This window comes from Vibrio sp. Vb1574 (assembly GCF_033338675.1).
On the sequence record NZ_JAWOTC010000007.1, the window covers coordinates 110956 to 129102 of the forward strand.

Here is an 18147-nt window from a genome sequence, read left to right on the forward strand (position 1 = left end):
ATAACAAAACCCGCCATTTAGGCGGGTTTTTAGTGTGTATCTTCAATCTAAATTAGAGAGAGATAAAAATGCCCGCTAAGCACGCACTCATCAGGTTAGCGAGTGTACCAGCAGCAACCGCTTTTAGGCCTAGACTTGCAACATCTTTGCGGCGCTCAGGTGCCATCACGCCGATAGAACCCAACTGAATCGCAATTGAGCCAATGTTCGCAAAACCACACAACGCAAAAGTGATAATAATTTGAGTATGCTCAGACAGTGTCGCTTTGTGCTGCACAAAATCGATAAACGCAACAAACTCATTCATCACCACTTTCTGACCAATGTATGAACCCGCAGCTAGAATTTCGTGGCTTGGCACACCAATCAACCACGCTAGAGGTGCAAACAAATAACCAAAAATCGCTTGTAGCGTTACGCCAGAGAAACCAAGTATCTCACCCAAGTTTTCTAGCCCCGTGTTCACCATCGCGATAACACTCACGAAAGCGATAAGCATGGTACCAACAGCAACGGCAACTTTCATACCGCCCATGGCACCGCTTGCTAGCGCATCAATTACGTTGCTTTCTTCTGATTTATCTAGCTCAATATTGTTGTAATCGCTTGGCGTTTGACGCTCAGGAACGATGATTTTTGCCATCATCAAACTACCTGGTGCTGCCATAAAGCTTGCCGCGATCAAGTATTTGAGGTCGACACCCAAACCAGCATAACCACCAAGCACACTGCCCGCCACTGAAGCCATACCACCAGCCATCACGGCAAACAGTTCAGAGCGAGTCATGTTAGAAAGAAATGGACGAATAAGAAGTGGTGACTCGCCTTGAGATAAGAAAATGTTCCCTGTTGCAACCAAAGACTCTGCTTTACTCGTACCCAAGAACTTCTGGATAGCGCCGCCAATAAATTGAATCACTTTTTGCATAATGCCCAAATAGTAAAGGGCGGAGATAAGAGCACTGAAGAAGATGATGATAGGAAGGACACGGATAGCGAAGATAAAGCCAGAAGAAGCGAGGTCACCAAAGAGGAATTTAATCCCTTCATCAGCAAAGCTGAGTAGCCCCGCGACACCATTACTTAAACTCGCCAGCGCCGCTTGACCCAACGGGAAATAGAGCACTAACGCAGCAAACCCCATTTGTAGCATCAAGGCGCGAGATACAGTTTTCCAATTAATGGAAGAACGACCCTCAGAAAGTAGGAAAGCACAACCTAGCAGTGCAACAATACCAAATAGACTAAATAGAACACTCATGAGCTGGACCTACTAAACGTTGAAAAAGAAAAAAGAGCCAAAGGAATTGGCAGAAGAAAGGGACAACGCAGCGAGTGATAACTCACTTTTAGATCCAGAATGTAGACAGAACGAATAGTTCGACATCTTATTTTTACCTTATACAAGCAATTGAACGTAGCTGGTCCGGTCCGTGGGGTCATTCACTGCTGGCGAGCATGTTGCTTGGCCTGCTCCATGTGACGGCTTGTATGGGTAAGGGTCCTGAACAACTAAACCCTAATTCCCGCTTAAACGGGACGCAAGTATAGCCAACAAAAAGAGATATTCATCACATTTATTTACGCAAACGTTCAAGCGTTCAAAATTTAGGCAAAAGTACTCTTTTGTCGTCATACTATTAATAAAAGTAAGGGCATAAGGATAGGCGTTGATGGTAAAAAACATAAAAGTGACCAATAAATATGCAATCAAACTCGAAAGAGCCAAAATTCGTCATTTTGCTCTCGCCAACAGGTGGATTTTGGTTATACAATTCGCGTTGCTTCTTTCGAGGCCTCTGAGTATTCAGAGCATCATGATGCCGAGATGGTGAAATTGGTAGACACGCTAGCATGAGGTGCTAGTGCCTTTGGTGTGAGGGTTCGAGTCCCTCTCTCGGCACCATTATCCTTCTTCCCTAATTTTGTTCGAGTGTAATGCAAAGTTCTAAGCAGGCAAGACAGTCTACAGATGCTAATCAACTTCTGAGTGAGCTTGCGGTTCACGCTTTATTACACCTGCACTTTAAAATTCACGCGTCCTCGCATGGCCTCTCCCTTAAAGAACGTAATGACTTACTTCAGAAATGGCTGAAACCAAAACTGAAGAGTAATCGCTATAAGCTGATTAAAAAGCCGTTAAAGTCTTTGACTCAGCAGGCAAAAGGTGAGAACGGAAATCTGGAAGAATTACTCGAGCGCTGCGTCGGTGCAGACAAACCCAGAAATCCTCAACCCGATCTAGATAGCTACTTGCTGCTGATCAACGAGATTGAGAAGAAACTGGGGACTACCGTGTTATTATCGCGACCGGAAGACGTCGACTTATCTCACGACCAACACGGCTGTTTGCTGTGTGTGCTTTCTGAGAACTTAAATCAGCACTTCGATGATAATAACGCCCTAATCGCTCCTATTTCGATGCTGTTCCGCGGACCGATGAGTCAACGCTCACTTTTCCTTGGCAGCATTTACGCCAGTGGTACCTTCAATTATGAAGTGCAGTATCAAGACGACCAGTTCGTTCGCATCACATTAGAGTTAGCGTAACTGTAACGCTAAGAAATAAACGAATCGAAAAAGGCCGCGAAACTCGCGGCCTTTTGCTTATCTAGATTTAAACTTGAGTTAATCGATCTCTTTAAATCGAGCAGTAAAGTGGCGCAGCACTGGTGGCTCGTACTCGAAAGTGAGCCCTTTTAACTCATGTGCACGATTTTTCAGTTCGATAATCGCATCCGCAATGTAATCCATATGATCGTTTGTGTAGACACGACGTGGAATGGTCAAACGCATCAACTCAAGCTCTGACACTTTTTGTTTACCCGTTTCCGGATCTCTACCAAGCAGCAACGATCCTATCTCTACTGCTCGAATACCCGCTTCCAAGTACAAAGCATTACACAATACCTGCGCAGGAAACTGATCCGCTGGAATATGTGGCAAAATCTTAGCGGCATCCACAAACACCGCATGACCACCCGTTGGGTATTGAATCGGAATACCGCCTTCACGTAAGCGCTCACCTAAGTATTGAACTTGGCTAATTCTATAGTGAAGAAAATCCTCATCCGCGGCTTCATACAAACCGCGAGCGAGCGCTTCCATATCACGCCCAGCCATGCCGCCGTATGTTACAAATCCTTCCATGGGTACGCAGCGCGTCTGCACCGCCTGGAACAACTCCTTATGATCACGAATACAACACATGCCACCAATGTTTACCATCGGGTCTTTCTTAGCTGACATGGTGAGCATATCACCGTACTGGTACATCTCACGGATGATTTCCAGAATCGATTTATTCTCGTAACCCCCTTCACGCTGCTTGATAAAGTAGGCGTTCTCACAGTAACGAGCCGAGTCAATCACCACTGGAATATCGTACTTGGTTGCAATCTCGTACACACTGCGCATGTTTTCCATCGACACAGGCTGACCACCGGAGCTATTACAAGTAATCGTGGTGATAATTGCACAAATGTTATGCGAACCGTGCGCTTCAATTGTTGCCACCAGCTTATCGATATCAAAATTGCCCTTCCAATCATAAGGCGTAGTGGTGTCGAATGCTTCTTCCGTTACCACGTTAATCGCTTTACCGCCATTGAGTTCAATGTGACCCGCTGTGGTATCAAAATGGTAGTTCGAGATAAATACTGGCGTTTCGCCACCACGCACCTGACGCATACGCTCAATCAAAGCTGGGAACAAAATTTGCTCGGCACCACGCCCTTGGTGTGCAGGCACGGTGAGCTTATAACCGAAGAAGTGCTCCACTGCATCACACAGGTTGTAGTAATTTCGACTCCCCGCATAGGATTCATCCCCCATCATGATGCCAGCCCACTGATTATCACTCATGGCACCAGTGCCAGAGTCAGTCAGCAAATCGATATAAACATCATCACTACGAAGAAGAAATGGATTATAGCCCGCTTCTTTTAACGCGACTTCACGGTCTGCCAAAGTCGTCATTTTGATTGGCTCAACCATTTTGATACGGAAAGGTTCTGGAATACGTTTCATTGTTAATTTCCTTATACGCATTGCCCTACGCAGTTTCACGTAAGACTAAAAAACAAATAGATAGAATGCTTTTCAATGCGATTGCATTGAGGAAATCAACGAGAAGAGATTTTACTAAGAAGAGACAAGCAGTAGTCTAGGTTATACCAGAACGACAGCACCAAACGGCTATCGAGAATATCCTTTATTCTCATCGTCTTCGTCCTCCTGATAAAAATAAAAAGTCAGAAACCCCATGTCTCTGACCTTTTCAATATAGTGCAGTTTTCAATCAATTTTCAGTGAGGTCACCCTCATTTTAAGAAGGTCTCGCCCTTTTCATTCTGCGTTTGATATTACTTTCTTTGACTAGGTAATCGAAAAGTGGCGCGAATAAGTTAGCAAATAGAATCGCTAACATGATGCCTTCTGGATAAGCCGGGTTCAGCACTCGGATAAAAATCGTCATCACGCCGATTAATAGTCCGTATGCCCATTTCCCGTTATTGGTAAAAGCTGCCGAGACAGGGTCTGTCGCCATGAAGAAGGTACCAAACGCAACCCCACCAATCACGAAGTGCCAGTAGAACGGCATGGAGAACATGGGGTTAGAGTCTGAACCGATCGCATTCAATAGTAATGAAGCTCCGATTAAACCGACCAACACGCCCGCAACAATTCTCCACGATGCAATCTTCATAAAGATGAGAACCAAGCCTGTTAGTGCGATCAACAACGTGGAGACTTCACCCATCGAGCCTGGTAAATTACCAACAAAAGCATCTCCCCATGAAATTGGCTCTCCCGTCATATTATTTATCAAAGCACTTTGCCCTCCTTCATACCATTGGCTGAGTGGAGTAGCGCCAGAGTAACCATCAGCCGCGACCCACACGGCACCACCGGACATGTTGGCAGGATAGGCAAAGTATAAGAACGCGCGCCCTGCTAAAGCTGGATTTAGGAAGTTTCGTCCAGTACCACCAAAAATCTCCTTCGCCACAACAATACCGAAAGTGATACCTAAAGCCGCTTGCCATAGTGGAATTGTCGGAGGAAGGATCAGCGCAAAGAGTATAGAGCTGACAAAAAAGCCTTCATTTACCTCATGCTTTCGCACAATAGCAAACAGAACTTCCCAGAAACCACCAACGATAAACACCGTCGCATAAACTGGAAGAAAGTAAGTAGCACCAAGCCACATTTTACTTCCCCACCCCGCTTGTGAAACCGCATCTAACGAGCCCCATACCCAACTCAGTTGCCATGAAGAAACAAGCGCTTGCTGAGCTGAGGCTTGATCCATTCCATACAACAAGGCATCACTCGCTTGCTGGCCTATGTTGTACATACCCCAGAACATGGCAGGGAAGACCGCCAGCCACACCATGATCATAATACGTTTTAAATCGATGCTATCTCGAACGTGAGTCATGCCCTGGTTTACCTTACCAGGCGTGTAAAAAATGGTTTCGACAGCTTCGAAAAGTGGGTAGAACTTGTGATACTTCCCACCTGGACCAAACTTAGGTGTCGCTTTCTCAAAGTAATGTTTAAGGCTCATAACGCTCCTCCTTTATCTAAAAGATGGTACGCACATGTGTAAAAAGCGATCGTTTTTTAATCTCTTCGTCTTCCTTCTTCGTATTTCACCTTGTTCGCCACTCTTCTGTCTCCTCTTTAAATCCGGCGAACAGTTTATCCAACGAAAAAGGGACCGCTCATGGACACACTCGCCATTGACCTAGCTAGATTCCAATTTGCCTTTACTGTCTCTTTCCACATTATTTTTCCAGCTTTTACGATTGGTTTGGCAAGTTATCTCGCTGTATTAGAGGGCTTGTACTTAAAAACGGGCAACAAACAGTACATGCAAATCTATAAGTACTGGCTCAAAATCTTTGCCATCAGTTTTGGTATGGGTGTGGTGAGTGGCATCGTGTTGAGCTATCAATTCGGTACTAACTGGAGCGTGTTTGCCGACAAAACAGGCCCAATCCTGGGCCCGCTAATGGGTTATGAAGTTTTTACTGCGTTTTTCCTCGAAGCGGGGTTTTTAGGCGTGATGCTTTTCGGTATGGATAAGGTGGGTAAGAAGCTTCACTTCGCCGCGACTTGTATTGTTGCATTCGGGACGTTTTTGTCTGCGTTTTGGATACTTTCGGTTAATAGTTGGATGCAAACACCAGCGGGCTACAGTATCAACGAAGCCGGACAGTTTATCCCAGAAGACTGGTGGGCGATTGTCTTCAACCCTTCCTTCCCTTACCGGCTCGTTCATATGTTGCTCGCCGCTTACCTTACTACTGCCTTTGTTGTAGCCGGCGTTGCCGCTTATCACTTACTAAAAGCAAACCATAACCCTCTAGCCAGAATTATGTTCTCGATGGCAATGTGGATGGCTGCCATCGTGACACCAATTCAAATCGTTGCTGGAGACATGCATGGTTTAAACACCCTTGAACATCAACCCGCCAAAGTCGCCGCGATGGAAGGGCACTATGAGTCTCACCAAGGCGCGCCATTGATCCTCTTCGGTATCCCTAACGATGAAGAAAAACGCATGGAATACGCACTGGAAATCCCCAAACTCGGTAGTTTGATTTTAACTCATGACCTCAACGGTGAAGTGAAGGGATTAGATGCTTTTCCAGAGGAGGAACACCCTCCTGTCTCTATCGTTTTCTGGTCTTTCCGAGTAATGGTCGCGCTTGGTTTTGGCATGCTTGTTATTGGTTTGTGGAGCCTTTGGCTAAGAAAACGTCGCAAACTTTTTGATTCAAGGGCACTTCAACGTATTTGTGTGCTGTTTGCCCCAGCGGGGTTCATTGCAGTTTTAGCAGGCTGGATAACTACCGAAGTCGGTCGACAGCCTTACACCGTATACGGTCTTTTAACCACAGCCAATTCGGCATCGCCTATTGATGCCGCCGCGGTGAGCGTCTCCCTGACGGCGTTCATCGTGGTTTACTTTGTGGTTTTTGGAGCTGGCTTCTTCTATCTCCTACGTTTGATGCGCAAGTCTCCAACTCGATATGAAGAAGGTCTAGATAGCCGACTTCCTGATGGCACGAAAACTGATGCCATCACACATTCTAACCATCTAACCTAGGAGCTAACTCATGGATTACGCATTAATTTGGTACGCTTTGATTGGGCTCGCCGTTCTGATTTATGTCGTGTTAGATGGCTTTGATCTCGGTATTGGTATCCTATTCCTCAGCGCTAATGACGATGAAGAGCGCGACATGATGATGAACAGCATCGCTCCTGTTTGGGATGGGAATGAAACTTGGCTAGTTCTTGGCGGTGGTGGGCTTTTTGCCGTGTTCCCCCTCGCCTACGCGGTCATTATGCCAGCACTCTATGCTCCCCTGATTTTAATGCTGCTCGGGTTAATTCTGCGCGGGGTTTCTTTTGAGTATCGCTTCCGAACACAACGCGGAAAGTTTTTATGGGATAGCGCTTTTTTCATTGGTTCACTCACCGCGGCATTGATGCAAGGCATTATGCTCGGAACCCTGCTCCAAGGTATAGAGGTTAGTGAACGAGCATACGCAGGTGGATGGTTTGATTGGCTTTCGCCATTTAGCGTATTTTGTGGCTTGGCGCTTGTTTGTGCTTATATTCTGCTCGGTTCATGCTGGTTATTAATCAAGCTTCCAGAAGAGCTGATGGGGCGCTATTACGTAGTCGCGCGACGATGGGGACTAGCGATGGTAGCCTGTATATTCATCGCCAGTTTGTGGCTGCCATTGAGCCAAAATATCGTATTTGAACGTTGGTTCTCATTACCAAACTCGCTACTGTTTTTCATTTTACCAATTATTACAGCGGCACTTATTTGGCAGCTATTCAAAGCCTTACTCGACCACAAAGCCGTCCGAGCCTACGTTCTTGCGATCGGCCTGTTTCTTGTGTCCGCGATGGGTTTCGGTGTCAGTACATTCCCTTACTTGGTCCCATTCGCACTCACTTATCAAGACGTCGCCGCGCCAGACAAAAGTTTGGCATTTTTACTTGCCGGTGCGGTGGTATTACTTCCTCTGATCATAGCCTACACGGCTTATTCGTACTGGGTTTTCCGCGGCAAGATGAAACGTGGAGAAGGATATCACTGATGAAACTAAAGCCCATTTTGTGGTTCATTGGCATTTGGCTGGCAAGCGTGGTCGCCTTGTTTATCATCAGTTCGTTGATACGAACTGCGATATTGTAGGCCCAGAGTCTACTGCACCACATCTGAAGCCATTGAGGTCTATACTCAAACAAGAGTAAAACAACGGAGTGTTTTTATGACCTTAAAGCGGTTTCTGGTAACTTTGATTCCTTTGACGGTTCCACTGTTTTCACCAAATGCATTGGCCGTAGACAAGCAGATGTCATCCGCCATGAAAAGTAAAATGCGGTCTATTTGCTCCGCAACAAACGAACAGAGCCATTGGCAACTTGCTGAGGCAACTCCTGACGCCAGACGCTCACTCAACATGGTGCTTTATCAAATGAATGCCGATGATAAATTGAAAGCAATTCATGAGGTGAGAACGAAAATGGTCGGCGGCACCCATTATGCTTTTGAGTTCGAGTTGCAAGATGGTCAAGTCTGGAATGCAATTGTATTGCACAGTGCCCGAGGCGATTACATGATAGAAAGACACGCCAAGAAAGGGGAACTCTGCCCTAAAGATGGCGACTCCTAATCCACAGATTCAAATAAAACAAAGGCGACAGTTACGTCGCCTTTGTTTTATACCGTTTTCGCTTCTATCTTCTCATTCACTTTATCGCAAATGTACTCTCCAATAGGCATTGCAGATGTCGCTGCAGGAGAGGGGGCGTTGCAAACGTGCAGGCTTCTGGCGCTTTCGGCAAACAAGAAGTCATGAACCAAGGTTCCGTCGGATAACACCGCTTGCGCACGAATACCCGCAGGATATGGTTTGAGATCGTCTACCTTGATGCTTGGGCAGTATTTATTGACCAGCTTGAGATAGCCCGGCTTCCACCACGAGTTCTTAAACTCATCCAATCCGGTTTTTAGATGCTTTTGTGTCACCTTCCAGAAACCGGAGAAGCTCAGCATTTGCATGGTATCTTGCAAGCTGAAGTTAACCTTGTCGTACCCTTCTCGCTTCCAGCCTTGCACCGCATTTGGACCTACGGTCACACTGCCATCAATCATGCGAGTCAGGTGGACGCCCAAGAATGGCAAATCAGGGTCGGGAATTGGATAAATAAGATGATTCACCACTCGGTCGTGTTTGCTATCTAAGCGGTAGTATTCACCACGATAAGGGATGATCTGAAAGTCAGTTGGAATACCCATCATCTTAGTCATGCGATCCGCCATCAAGCCGCTGCAAGTAACCAAGAACTTGGTATTAAGCTGCATCGTTTGACCGTCTGAAATGCAGGTCAGTTGGACTTCTTCGTCCTTCTCTTCGGCAGCCACCACTTTGGTTCTCAGGCTGATTTGACCACCGAGCTTTTTGAACTCTTCCGCCATCTGCTCAGTGACCAAACGATAGTCCACAATACTGGTGGTTTTGACATAAATCGCGCCCAATCCCGTGATGTTTGGTTCAGCCAGTTTAAGTTGGACTTCATCGAGTAGCTTTACGTCGATGCCGTTGACATGGCAGCGCTCATAGAGAGCATTCATGCGTTCGACTTCTTGCTCATTGGTCGCAACCAGTAACTTGCCACAGTTCTCCACCGGAATATCGTGCTCGGCACAAAACGAAATGGTTCGCTCTACCCCACGCTTACAAAAATCCGCTTTTAAGCTGCCCGGTGCGTAGTACACCCCGGCATGAATCACGCCGCTATTGTGTCCGGTTTGGTGCTGGGCAAAACCGGACTCTTTCTCAACCAATAAAATGGATTTGTCTGGATGACGTTGCTGTAGTTGCCATGCTGTCGACACACCAACGATACCGCCACCAACAATGATGTAGTCATAGACTGATTTCATACGACCTCTTATAAAACCGATAGTTGAGATTGTTGCAATTTGAACTTGCGACCACTGTAAATGAACACCGCGACAAATACCGCACAGCTTGCCACACGAACCAACATTGGGATATCGTGCCAAACCAGCAATGTACCCACCACTACCAACAAGAGACGCGTCAGAATGTTTAGAGGACCTTCCAAGTAGCCTTCAATCGCACCAATCAATGCATAGGTACCGATGATGGCAAAGAAGCCTACGGTAATTACCGACGTCACATCCCAACTGACCAAGCCTGTATAGGCAATAAGTAGCGGTACAAGATACAAACCTTTGGCGATTTTCCACGCCATCAAACCAGTGCGCATCGGTGGTGTTTTGGCGATGGTTGCTGCTGCAAAAGCGGTCAAACACACTGGTGGTGTAACGTTACTGTCTTGCGATAACCAAAAGATGATGAGGTGAGCAGCCAGCAATGCCAAGCCTACCGCTTCCATACCCAAACTTTGCTCTAGTAGGGTTTCCATAAAGTCCGCAGGTACTAACGCCACCATTTCTTTCGCGGTTTCCAACGCCATTGGTGCATTAAGCAGTTCCAGCTTTTCTGGCGCCGCCAACATAAAGATGGCTTTTGCTTGTTCAGGCAATTGACCCGACACCATCAATTCAAGCAATTGGTTCTCTGCAATCAACTTGTAAAGCGCAGGGGCAGACAGTGTACCCAATACAATATACGCCGCTGTCACAGGTAAACCCATACCCAAAACAAGAGAAGCGAGTGCAATCAGAACGATCATGATGAACAAGTCACCATTCGCCCAACCATCGATCATCAATGAGAACGTGTTGCCGATACCCGTTGTACTGATCACGTTGATCACCAAACCAATACCCACCAGCAATACAGCGGTTGTCGCCATGTTTTTCGCGCCTTGCGAAAGTGCTTCGATGATCGCTTTTGGTCCCATCTTATGATCTTTCGAAAACCAAGACGCCACCACCACTGAAATGATCGACAAGCCCGCAGCGTAAGTTGGCGTAAAACCTTGAACCAACAAAGTGACCAATACCGCCAGTGGGATAAGGTTGTGCCAACCGCTGATCAACACTTTCAGTAGAGATTCATCGCTGGTCGTGATTTTTTGAACGCCGCTGCGTTTGGCTTCGATACGCACAAAGAACGCAACAGATAAGAAATAGATAAGAGCAGGAATAAAAGACACCGCGATGATATCAACATACGGAATTTGCGTGTAAGACGCCATGATGAAAGCACCCGCACCCATTACTGGTGGCATCAACTGACCACCTGTCGACGCTGCAGCTTCAACCCCCGCCGCAAAGCGTGAAGGGAAACCTGCTTTTTGCATCAAAGGAATACTGATAACACCGGTGGAAACCGTATTTGCCACACTTGAGCCAGATACTGAGCCCATCAATCCCGAGCCAATCACTGCTATAAAACCGGGACCACCGATGATTTTACCAGCCGCAGCACGTGCCACATTGATGATGTAATCACCGACACCAGAGCGCACAAGAAACGCACCAAACAGAATGAACATGAATACGAAAGTCCAACTGATGCGCGAGATAGAGCCAAACATGCCCTCAGAAGAATAGAAGCTACGGTAGAGCAAGGTTTCCATGCTCAAACCCGGGAAGTGGAAAATACCTGTCGCCCACTTACCCCAAAGCACAACGTAGCTTAAACACACCACAATCAACACTGGAATAAACCAGCCCATGGTGCGTCGAATCAGCTCAATCACAATCAGGATTGCCATGATGGCAAAGACCCAATCGCTGGTCACGAACTTCACACCGCGTTCATATAGCGCATCTTCGGCATAGGGAATGTAGAGCAAACACGCGACCGCGCCCATAGCAATTAACACATCGATACCGAGTGCAAGCTTACTCTGCTTGAGAGAGATATGAGCCGGATACCAAAGCGCACAAATCACCGCAAAGCCAGCAAAGTGAGTCGCGGAAATCCATAACTCTGGTAACGTCGATAAGGTATTAAACCAAATGTGCAAAGCAGACAACACCACGCCAAACACTGTGATTGTGGTGGTTACCCACGGAAAATCAGTGCGCGTGGGCAGCTCAAATTTCTGCAATTCCTTTTCTATTGAGTCGCTCATCTCATACTCCAAGCTCTGGCGGCTTTTTCCATCTTAGAAATCGGTAGGGATAAAATGCCCCGAGCCGAAACTCGGGGCGAAGTTGGCGTTATTTCGCCATTAGGTCTGATGGGATTTCGATGCCCATTTCTTTGTAGTAACGCACCGCACCTGGGTGAAGAGGCACTGGCAAGCCAGCGATCGCTTTCTCAATCGCCATTGCTTTTGTTGCTTTGTGGATGCCTTGTAGGAAAGGCAGGTTCTCGTAGATCGCTTTGGTTAGCTGGTAAACGTCTTCTTCCGAGATATCTTCACGGACTGCCAAGAAGTTAGGCTGTGCAATGGTAGTGATCGGCTTATCTAGACCCGGGTACGTGTTCGCTGGGATCTCGTACTTCGTCCATAGGTTGTAATTGCCGTTCGCCTCTTTGATTTGTTCGTCAGTAAACGAAAGAATCGAAATGTCTTTACCCAACGCAGCAAAAGCTTGAGTGACCGCACCAACAGGTACACCCGCAGGCGTGTTCATGCCGTCAATGGTGCCGTTTTGAAGTGCGCTCGCACTGCCGCCGTAACCCATGTAAGCAAGATTGAATTTATCAGGGTCGACCTTCAGACCTTTCATGATTTGGCGACCAGAGTTCTCAGTACCTGAGTTCTTCTTACCGATAGAGAACTTCTTGCCATCTAGGTTGTTCAGATCAGTCACTGTGCCCGTTTTTGCTAGGTCAGAGCGAACAATAAAGTGCTCAACGTTTTGCCACAGCATAGAGACTGAACGCAGCTGCTCTTGGCGACCGCTCTTCTCATAAGGACCTTCACCAGACCAAGCCCATGCACCGTAAAGACCTTGCAGAATCGCGAACTGTGCTTCGTTTTCGTTCAGCAGTTTGACGTTTTCACCAGAGCCCGCAGAGCTGATTGCAGAAAGGGAGAAGTGGTGCTTTGGTGCCAATTTCACTTTGCTTAACGTCGCCAACGCTACGCCCACAGGGTAGTAAGTACCACCTGTCGATGCCGTTGCAAGAATGTAGCTACGATCTTCTGCCGCAGCGTTAGCAGCAATACCAAAAGAAGTCACAGCGACAGCCAAAGCTTTTACCAGCTTATTCATTTTCATTATTACTCTCCGTGTAGTCGTTTCACGATTGGGGATTTACATCATGTTAAACCTTTATTAACAACACATTCCCTAGAGCAATTGAAATGCCAACTTTTAACCCTTTGTATTTATTGAACTAAGCGCTGAAAGACATCAAAAATGAGCAAAATCATGCTGATTTGACAGCAAAGTAATGAGCAAGATCTTGCTCATTGAAGAGAAGAAGGTTGCACGCCTAGATCGCAAAAGGTTAATAAAATGTGATCAAGACAAAATAAATGCACGATTCACTAATAAGCAATATTTTGCCGATGCAATTTTGGATTGAACTGCAACTAATGATCGTCTTAACAATAAGAAGAAAAAGCGCATCATTCTAAACTGCTCACTTTATCAGCGGAGGTTTATAGCCTAAACGACTACAAATAGCACAAAAATACAGCAAAACAAGTCATGTTACAGAAATGAAAAGTCATTTATTCTAATTTTGAATTTAAAAAGCAGTTCGATCCACCAGTTCAGAAACAAACATTGACCGTATCAACTTATTTTCTACTTCGGGGTTGTACCAATAGCCCTATGTTCGTTAGTGTAACAACACACCAAGGCAAACGTATTCCTTGGTATTTTTTCGTCATTAAGGATTACCCATGTCAGCAACTGCGCAATCACAATTCGCTTTAAAACGCCCATCTGGCGTTGCTGCTGCGATCCTCCTGCTCTCTCTGAAACTGATTCAGAGCTGACAGGCTATATCTAAACTTTCTGTCAGCTTGAGAAGAAGCTGACGGGAACACCACATACTCCTCCCATTCCTTTCAGTTTCTTCCAAGCGAAACATAAGAGGAATAACAATGTTAAGCGCACGTAATATCGCCGCTTTGGGCTTCATGACTTTCGCCATGTACTTAGGCGCGGGTAACCTGATCTTCCCTCCATTTTTGGGTTACCAAGCAGGTGAAAACTTTCTGAGCGGGATGTCTGGCTTCCTATTAACGGGCGTAGGCCTGCCTGCAATGGCACTGGTGATGGTGGCTATAGTAAACGGTTCAGACAAACTAACCGCCGCCCTACCTAAACCTTTGGCGACCAGTTTTTGGGTGATGGTGTTTATTGTGATTGGCCCTGCGTTCGTGATCCCACGTGCGATTACCGTAGCTTACCAATTTAGCTTTGCACCAATGTTTGGTGATGCCGCTTTGGTGCCTTTCACTATTGCCTTCTGTGCTATCACCATTCTATTTGCCCTATATCCGGGTAAGTTGGTCGACAACCTAGGCAAGATCTTAACGCCTGCATTGATGGCGATCTTAATCATCATGTCTGTGACGGCTTTGGTTTCTCCTGCAGGCGAGCTAACTGCCGCAACGGGACCATACGTATCTGGCGCATTTGCTGAAGGCTTGACCCAAGGCTACATGACCATGGATGCGCTAGGTTCTATCGGTTTTGGTTGGATTATCTTCCGCGCGATTCGCAGCATGGGTGTGGACTGTCCGAAAGCGACCGCAAAATACACGCTAATTGCAGCTTTGATGTACGCGGTTGCTATGGCATTTGTTTACATCTCATTGGCTTACATTGGTTCGACAAGCTCATACTTGGGTTCTGAGTTCAGCAATGGTGGCGACATTTTAACGGCATTCACCTTCAGCCACTTCGGCGCATTTGGCTCACTATTACTAGGTGCCGTGATGGTATTGGCGTGTTTGACTACTGCTATCGGCGTAACCACAGCAGGCAGTGAGTTTTACGACAACACTTTCAGCAAAGTGAACTACAAAGGCTGCGTTATCACGACCATGGTATTGGCTGGTTTGATCGCCAACGTAGGTCTAGAGCAACTATTGGCTATCACATTACCAGCGGTTGTGGCGCTTCACCCAGTAGCGATTGCATTGATGATCATGGCACCAGTGCGCGACAAGATGTCGCAAATCATGGTGGTCGCAACCGCGTTCACTGCTCTAATGTTTGGTTGTGTTGATGCGCTGCACATCCTAGGTTACATGCCAAGTTCCACTGATGAGTGGATGGGTAATTACATGCCTCTGTACAATGACTTTGCTAGCTGGATTGTGCCTAGCGTATTTATGATGATTGTTGGTCTGCTGTTTACGACGAAAACCAACCAAACCGAACAATTCGAGCTGGTGAATGAATAGCCGTTTAACATAAGACATCGCTCAATAAGTGCGTTACTATGTAGCTCGCTTATTGATATCAGGCAAAGGAGTTGCCTGAATGAAAGATTGATATGGGTCGCCTATGGATAATCAGTATCTAGACATCAGAACACTGAACTTTATCGTTATTCTGTTCTCTTGCATTTACTCTATTAGTCTGCTTTGTTATCAATACACTCAGGGTAGAGTCAAAGGCCTAAAAACCTTCTCGATATCACTACTGTTTATTGGTTTAGGTCCTTTTTTACTTGGCTTTAGAGGCTCTGCGCCAGACTGGCTGACCATCGTCATAGCCAACACTCTCATATTAGTCGGCTTCTTGCTTACGCTATATAGCGTAAGCATTTTTCGTCAATACCCTTTAAAATTGGCTCACTGTCTCACCTTGTTAACACCTGTTTTTAGTGGTTCATTTTACTATTTCACCTTCCATGACCCTTCTATCAAAAGCCGTATTATTTATCTGAGCATGTATATTTGTATCGTCACCTTCTTTAGTGGTGTCGCCATGCTTAAAGGTACCCAAAAGGACTTAAAGCTCCCTGTTAAAGCAATGGCTTACTCTTTCTTTGGATTTAGTTTTTTTATGGGATTTAGGGCGCTTTGGAGTACTTTTTCAGGTGAGTTACCAAGCTTTATGGTCGCAGGCCTTATCCATCAGCTGACTTTCTTATTTAGCATCTGCCTGATCGTTGCTTTGAGCTTTAGTATGCTGTGGTTAATTAACGGACGCTTGGTGCAATCCATTAATGATCTCTCTCATTTAGATGCACTCACAGGGCTATATAATCGTCGAGCCATGGAAGAAATCGTTCCAAACTTGGTTAGTAAAGCACATAAAAAAAGCCAAGCAATCAGCATTATTATGACTGATGTAGACAAGTTTAAAGCGATTAATGATCACTATGGTCACACGGTTGGCGACTCCGTCATGGCAACGATCTCCACTATTTTTAAAAAGCATCTTCCTGAGTCCGCCTGCATTGTGCGATTTGGTGGTGACGAGTTCATGATTGTTTTGCTCGAAAAAGCACAGCAAGCCAAAATTGTCGCAGAGCAAATTCGCCTTGCGGTCGAAACTGAAACCGCTTTGCAATCATTTAAAACTGAAGTGACCATGAGCTTTGGTATCAGTCAGTTATCTGAGGGGCAATCACTTCAAGAGGCGCTTGCTGAAGCAGACGAAGCGCTATATAGCTCTAAACATACTGGAAGGAACCTCGTTACCTTGTTTGGAGAAGGGAAAGACCTAAATTATAAGTTTGTCCCAGCTCCAGCCAAAAGCGCATAACGTGTTTGTTATGCCAGTAATTTCGAATTAGCTAGAAATCGCACTAAGTATAGTCGGAGCGATTCAAACCAAACTTCTGCATCTTTTGGTTAAGGGTTCGACGTGGTAAATCCAACTCCTGCATCACCTCATTGATGCGTCCATGATGCCTGACTAAAGAATCATGCAGCACTTTACGCTCAAAATTATGTAGCTGAATCGCCAACGGAACGCCTGCTTGTGTCTCTTCGGTTGTAGAAGATGGTCGACTGGAGAGAATTTCCATCACGGAGACGGTTTCATCCAGAGCAAAACGCATTGCTACATTTCTAAGCTCACGCACGTTACCGGGCCAAGCGTAAGCAAGAATGGCTTTTCTATCGGCTTCACTCAGCGGACGACTCTCAGGGTTACTTTTCAGGGCAAAGTGTTCGAACAAGATCAACGCGTCTTCTTCTCGCTCACGTAGCGGAGGCAAATAGATCTGCGCCACATTAAGACGATAGTACAAATCCTGACGAAACTCGTCATGCTCATTGAGATCTTCTTTCGCGGCGGCGATCACTCTTAAATCAACCGAGATCTGTTGGTTACCCCCAACGCGCTCAACCGTATGTTCCTGTAATGAACGCAACACTTTCACCTGCATAGACAGTGGCATACTCTCGATTTCATCAAAGAATAAAGTGCCTTTATCCGCGTATTCCAACTTACCAATGCGCTTTTTACCCGCTCCGGTAAATGCCCCTGCTTCATGTCCAAACAGCTCACTTTCAAACAGGTTCTCAGGAATAGCGCCACAGTTGATTGGCACAAAATGATAGGATCTGCGTTGGCTTTCATTATGCAAACTGGTCGCCACCAGCTCTTTACCACAACCTGTTTCGCCGTAAATGATCACGTTAGTATCAATGCGTGCTAACTTGGCAACTTGTTCTCTAAGCTGTTGCATCACACGGCTTCGGCCAATCAGCACTTCTTCTAAGCCGCTAACGCTAGATAGATACTCTTGGCGATCTTGAGTAGACGTTTGTGCGCGATAACTCTCGACCGCATCGGTCACTCGCTGGGATAGGCGCTCAGGTTGGAAAGGTTTCTCGATAAAATCGAACGCACCGTTTTGCAACGCCCCAACTGCCATATCGACATCACCATGTCCGGTGATCAAAATAACTGGCGTTGGGATGTGATTAGCAATCAGGCTTTCTAGTATCGACAAGCCGTCGGTGTCCGGCAGGCGAACATCACTGACAATCGCATCAAATTCTTGGCTAAGAATGGCCGCTTTGCCCTCTTCTCCTAAACTGAATGCGGTCACGTCGAACCCCGCCAGTTGCAGCCACTGACTGGTAGCCTGACGAACAATGTCATCGTCTTCGATAAGTGCAATTTTAGGGGTGTCGTCAAAAGCCATGAGTTACTACCGTAGGTGGAATAGAAATCGCTCTTTGCTAACGGTAGCAAAAACCACTGAGGAGAAAAGGAGCTAGATCTCA

13 protein-coding genes and 1 tRNA gene are annotated in these 18147 nt (G+C 46.2%); 7 read left to right on the top strand and 7 right to left on the bottom strand.

Features of this window, described 5'->3' with window-relative positions; genetic code table 11:
• Positions 1–52: 52 nt before the first annotated feature.
• A complete protein-coding gene (locus tag R7O12_RS07775; RefSeq protein WP_017635515.1) occupies positions 53–1261 on the bottom strand; it encodes a NupC/NupG family nucleoside CNT transporter in 1209 nt (402 codons plus the stop codon).
• A gap of 561 nt (positions 1262–1822) precedes the next feature.
• On the opposite strand from R7O12_RS07775, the gene R7O12_RS07780 reads away from it, so the two are divergent.
• Together R7O12_RS07780 and R7O12_RS07785 are read left to right on the top strand one after the other, a co-directional pair.
• Positions 1823–1906, top strand: a tRNA-Leu gene (locus tag R7O12_RS07780).
• 32 nt (positions 1907–1938) lie between these two features.
• Complete coding sequence (locus R7O12_RS07785; protein WP_005384170.1) at positions 1939–2550, top strand: DUF2913 family protein; 612 nt, start codon at positions 1939–1941, stop codon at positions 2548–2550.
• A gap of 78 nt (positions 2551–2628) precedes the next feature.
• Here R7O12_RS07785 and R7O12_RS07790 read toward each other — a convergent pair whose 3' ends face one another.
• Both R7O12_RS07790 and R7O12_RS07795 read right to left on the bottom strand, forming a co-directional pair.
• A complete protein-coding gene (locus R7O12_RS07790) occupies positions 2629–4029 on the bottom strand; it encodes a tryptophanase (protein WP_158155685.1) in 1401 nt (466 codons plus the stop codon).
• 298 nt (positions 4030–4327) lie between these two features.
• Positions 4328–5572 (bottom strand): NADH:ubiquinone reductase (Na(+)-transporting) subunit B, encoded by a 1245-nt coding sequence (locus tag R7O12_RS07795; protein ID WP_047102825.1) that lies wholly within the window; start codon positions 5570–5572, stop codon positions 4328–4330.
• Between the two features lie 159 nt (positions 5573–5731).
• On the opposite strand from R7O12_RS07795, the gene R7O12_RS07800 reads away from it, so the two are divergent.
• From R7O12_RS07800 to R7O12_RS07810, 3 genes are all read left to right on the top strand, one after another.
• Positions 5732–7120, top strand: a complete 1389-nt coding sequence (locus tag R7O12_RS07800) for a cytochrome ubiquinol oxidase subunit I (RefSeq protein ID WP_017635517.1) — start codon at positions 5732–5734, stop codon at positions 7118–7120.
• A 10-nt stretch (positions 7121–7130) separates the two neighbouring features.
• On the top strand, positions 7131–8129 hold the full coding sequence (cydB, locus tag R7O12_RS07805; RefSeq protein WP_054574502.1) for a cytochrome d ubiquinol oxidase subunit II: 999 nt from the start codon (positions 7131–7133) through the stop codon (positions 8127–8129).
• 174 nt (positions 8130–8303) lie between these two features.
• The gene (locus R7O12_RS07810) at positions 8304–8708 is read left to right on the top strand and encodes a cystatin (protein ID WP_132936955.1); all 405 of its coding nucleotides are present in this window, start codon (positions 8304–8306) and stop codon (positions 8706–8708) included.
• Positions 8709–8755: 47 nt separating this feature from the next.
• On the opposite strand, the gene lhgO is transcribed toward R7O12_RS07810, so the two are convergent.
• The 3 genes from lhgO to R7O12_RS07825 form a co-directional block, all read right to left on the bottom strand.
• Positions 8756–9982 carry an L-2-hydroxyglutarate oxidase gene (gene lhgO, locus R7O12_RS07815; protein WP_132936954.1) on the bottom strand — a complete coding sequence of 409 codons (1227 nt, stop codon included), beginning with the start codon at positions 9980–9982 and terminating at the stop codon, positions 8756–8758.
• 8 nt (positions 9983–9990) lie between these two features.
• Positions 9991–12114 carry a TRAP transporter permease gene (locus R7O12_RS07820; protein ID WP_005374183.1) on the bottom strand — a complete coding sequence of 708 codons (2124 nt, stop codon included), beginning with the start codon at positions 12112–12114 and terminating at the stop codon, positions 9991–9993.
• A gap of 88 nt (positions 12115–12202) precedes the next feature.
• Entirely contained in the window at positions 12203–13213 is a 1011-nt protein-coding gene (locus R7O12_RS07825; RefSeq protein ID WP_017635521.1) for a TAXI family TRAP transporter solute-binding subunit, read from the bottom strand.
• Between the two features lie 836 nt (positions 13214–14049).
• On the opposite strand from R7O12_RS07825, the gene brnQ reads away from it, so the two are divergent.
• Entirely contained in the window at positions 14050–15360 is a 1311-nt protein-coding gene (gene brnQ, locus R7O12_RS07830) for a branched-chain amino acid transport system II carrier protein (protein WP_104980348.1), read from the top strand.
• A gap of 103 nt (positions 15361–15463) precedes the next feature.
• The gene (locus R7O12_RS07835) at positions 15464–16672 is read left to right on the top strand and encodes a GGDEF domain-containing protein (RefSeq protein WP_005374203.1); all 1209 of its coding nucleotides are present in this window, start codon (positions 15464–15466) and stop codon (positions 16670–16672) included.
• A gap of 43 nt (positions 16673–16715) precedes the next feature.
• Here the strand turns inward: R7O12_RS07835 and R7O12_RS07840 are convergent, their stop codons facing one another.
• Entirely contained in the window at positions 16716–18065 is a 1350-nt protein-coding gene (locus R7O12_RS07840; RefSeq protein WP_064354482.1) for a sigma-54-dependent transcriptional regulator, read from the bottom strand.
• Between the last annotated feature and the right edge of the window lie 82 nt (positions 18066–18147).

Excerpts from the sequence above, each read along its gene's own strand:
- R7O12_RS07775 (WP_017635515.1), bottom strand. The coding sequence starts at position 1,261 with ATGAGTGTTCTATTTAGTCTATTTGGTATTGTTGCACTGCTAGGTTGT.
- R7O12_RS07785 (WP_005384170.1), top strand. The coding sequence starts at position 1,939 with ATGCAAAGTTCTAAGCAGGCAAGACAGTCTACAGATGCTAATCAACTT.
- R7O12_RS07790 (WP_158155685.1), bottom strand. The coding sequence starts at position 4,029 with ATGAAACGTATTCCAGAACCTTTCCGTATCAAAATGGTTGAGCCAATC.
- R7O12_RS07795 (WP_047102825.1), bottom strand. The coding sequence starts at position 5,572 with ATGAGCCTTAAACATTACTTTGAGAAAGCGACACCTAAGTTTGGTCCA.
- R7O12_RS07800 (WP_017635517.1), top strand. The coding sequence starts at position 5,732 with ATGGACACACTCGCCATTGACCTAGCTAGATTCCAATTTGCCTTTACT.
- cydB (WP_054574502.1), top strand. The coding sequence starts at position 7,131 with ATGGATTACGCATTAATTTGGTACGCTTTGATTGGGCTCGCCGTTCTG.
- R7O12_RS07810 (WP_132936955.1), top strand. The coding sequence starts at position 8,304 with ATGACCTTAAAGCGGTTTCTGGTAACTTTGATTCCTTTGACGGTTCCA.
- lhgO (WP_132936954.1), bottom strand. The coding sequence starts at position 9,982 with ATGAAATCAGTCTATGACTACATCATTGTTGGTGGCGGTATCGTTGGT.
- R7O12_RS07820 (WP_005374183.1), bottom strand. The coding sequence starts at position 12,114 with ATGAGCGACTCAATAGAAAAGGAATTGCAGAAATTTGAGCTGCCCACG.
- R7O12_RS07825 (WP_017635521.1), bottom strand. The coding sequence starts at position 13,213 with ATGAAAATGAATAAGCTGGTAAAAGCTTTGGCTGTCGCTGTGACTTCT.
- brnQ (WP_104980348.1), top strand. The coding sequence starts at position 14,050 with ATGTTAAGCGCACGTAATATCGCCGCTTTGGGCTTCATGACTTTCGCC.
- R7O12_RS07835 (WP_005374203.1), top strand. The coding sequence starts at position 15,464 with ATGGATAATCAGTATCTAGACATCAGAACACTGAACTTTATCGTTATT.
- R7O12_RS07840 (WP_064354482.1), bottom strand. The coding sequence starts at position 18,065 with ATGGCTTTTGACGACACCCCTAAAATTGCACTTATCGAAGACGATGAC.